Source organism: Caldisericum sp. (assembly GCA_022759145.1).
Classification (GTDB): Bacteria; Caldisericota; Caldisericia; order Caldisericales; family Caldisericaceae; genus Caldisericum.
Window position 1 is genome coordinate 1 of sequence record JAEMPV010000073.1, and the last position, 2,135, is coordinate 2,135.

Genomic DNA, 2,135 nt, shown 5'->3' on the forward strand with positions numbered 1-2,135 from the left:
AGGAGGTAGTAATGGAAAATAATTGTGAGCCTAAAACATATGCCGGTTTTACAATAGGCCCTATTTACGAAGTTCTCGGAAGCGCAAGAAAAACAAGGGAGCTATGGTTTGGCTCTTATTTCTTTTCCTGGTTTATGGAAAAACTAATTGAGGAAATTTTAGAGTCCGACAATAAAAATATCCATTTCCTCTCACCATATATTAAAAAGCCATTTGGACTTAACAAATCTCCTACTGGCAAATATCACGACAGATTTATTTTGTGCTCGTCATTAGATAAAGAAAAACTTTTTGAAATAATAGAAAAGGCTTCAGACAACACCATTAATTACTTTGCAGAAATAATTGATGACTTAGTTAAAAACAGACAGAACGAAGAAATCAAAAGAAACTATTTAACTCCTGATGGTAAGGACAAAGTAAAAGAATTCCTCAGCTGGTATATTCAGCGTAACTTTGTTGTCGTAGATATAGATAAAGATGAATTAAATATCGGAGATACCGTAAAAAAGCCTTTTGCTTTCGTAAATAGCCTTCTCGATTCAATGGAGGAAAATAGAACATTCAAAACGGGAGTAAATGAATCGACCTGTTATGTCTGTAAAGTTTTGCCTGCAGCCATAAAGGCATACATCTATACAAAGGAAAAAGAAGAACCCGAAGAGGAACCTCTATGCCCTATGTGTTTCTTAAAACATTTTGCCCTATTTAGCGATGAAGTAAAGAAAAAAATCGGAAAAACCAACTTTAAGTTTCCATCAACTCTTGAAATATCTGCAAAAGAACTTCTTACGGAAAAAGTAAGAAATGAACTAAAAAATCAGACTGATAACTTTGAAAAAGATTTCGAATATAAGGATATTGAAAATACTTATAAAGAGGTATATGGAGATAGTAAAGAGATCAAAAAATATCTAAAAAAAGATTACTTTAAATATTTTGCAATTCTCCAGGCAGATGGGGATAACCTTGGAGAAACGCTAAAGCAACTTAATGAAAATAAAATTGAAGAACTTTCTCAGAAGTTACTTGATTTTTCAGAAGAAGCAGAGAGAATAATTAAAGATTATGAAGGTTATCCTATCTATATTGGTGGAGACGATATCCTCGCTTTAACACCAGTTGCAGTAAATATGGAAGACGGAAATTTCAAGAATGTTTTTAACCTTGCTAAAGAATTGCACAATAAGTACAGCGAGGTTTTATGTGGTTATGGGACTACACTATCAATTGGAATAAATATTGTCTATTACAAGTTCCCACTTTCCATTGCCTTAAGAGATGCAAGGAACGAGTTATTTGGTGTAGCAAAGCAAAAGTGTGAAAAAAATGCACTTGCAATTACTTACACGGTGCATTCAGGAGATAAGCACGAGATCGCCTTTAAATTTGATGATAAAGACAAAGAAAATAATGAAATCACCCTTTTTGGAAGACTAATTAGCGATGTTTTAAGTGATACAATTAAAATTCCTCAAGGCTTATTTTACAATCTTTCAAGATTTAGCGAACTCTTATCTTATATAACAGATGAAAAAAGCCTTTCTAATTTCTTTGAGAATAACTTTAATGAGCCAGAACACTTAGAAAAATATAAACAGGGATTGGATAGAGTTAAAGAATACCTTGAAAAAGTTATGTTACCGTGTATTAATTTTGATAAGCAAGGTTGTGGTGACAAATTGTCCGATAACAGCGGAACTTCAGATGAAAAAAGTCCTTATGAAAAAAGAATTGCCTGTATGGAAGAAGTTCTTGAGAAAATAAAATTTATAAAATTTTTATACGGGGAGGAATAATATGTCTAAACAATATCTTGTTAAGTTTACTCCCATAGGAAGGTTCTTTTTTGGAGGTTCATATTCGCTTGGGGAAAGTTTTTATGCTGAATCTTTAAAATTCCCCCAGCCAACAACAGTCCTTGGCTGCCTGAGGAATACAATTCTCGTTCAAAATGGAATCGTTTCAAAAAAGAATCCTTTATTCCCTGATTTAGATGATAAAAATGCAAAAGAACTTACAGGAACTTCAACAATCGAAAAACTTAACGACCAGGATACTAATTTTGGTATAATTGAAAGAATCTCCCCTGTTTTTATAGTAAAAAACAACAGCGATTTTCTCTTTGCTATTCC

2 protein-coding genes are annotated in these 2,135 nt (G+C 32.7%); both read left to right on the forward strand.

Features of this window, described 5'->3' with window-relative positions; genetic code table 11:
• The first annotated feature begins 11 nt into the window (after nucleotides 1-11).
• On the forward strand, nucleotides 12-1,799 hold the full coding sequence (gene cas10 / locus JHC30_05280) for a type III-B CRISPR-associated protein Cas10/Cmr2 (GenBank protein MCI4463565.1): 1,788 nt from the start codon (nucleotides 12-14) through the stop codon (nucleotides 1,797-1,799).
• A gap of 1 nt (nucleotide 1,800) precedes the next feature.
• Nucleotides 1,801-2,135: hypothetical protein (locus JHC30_05285; protein MCI4463566.1), on the forward strand; the 335-nt coding region annotated here is incomplete at its 3' end.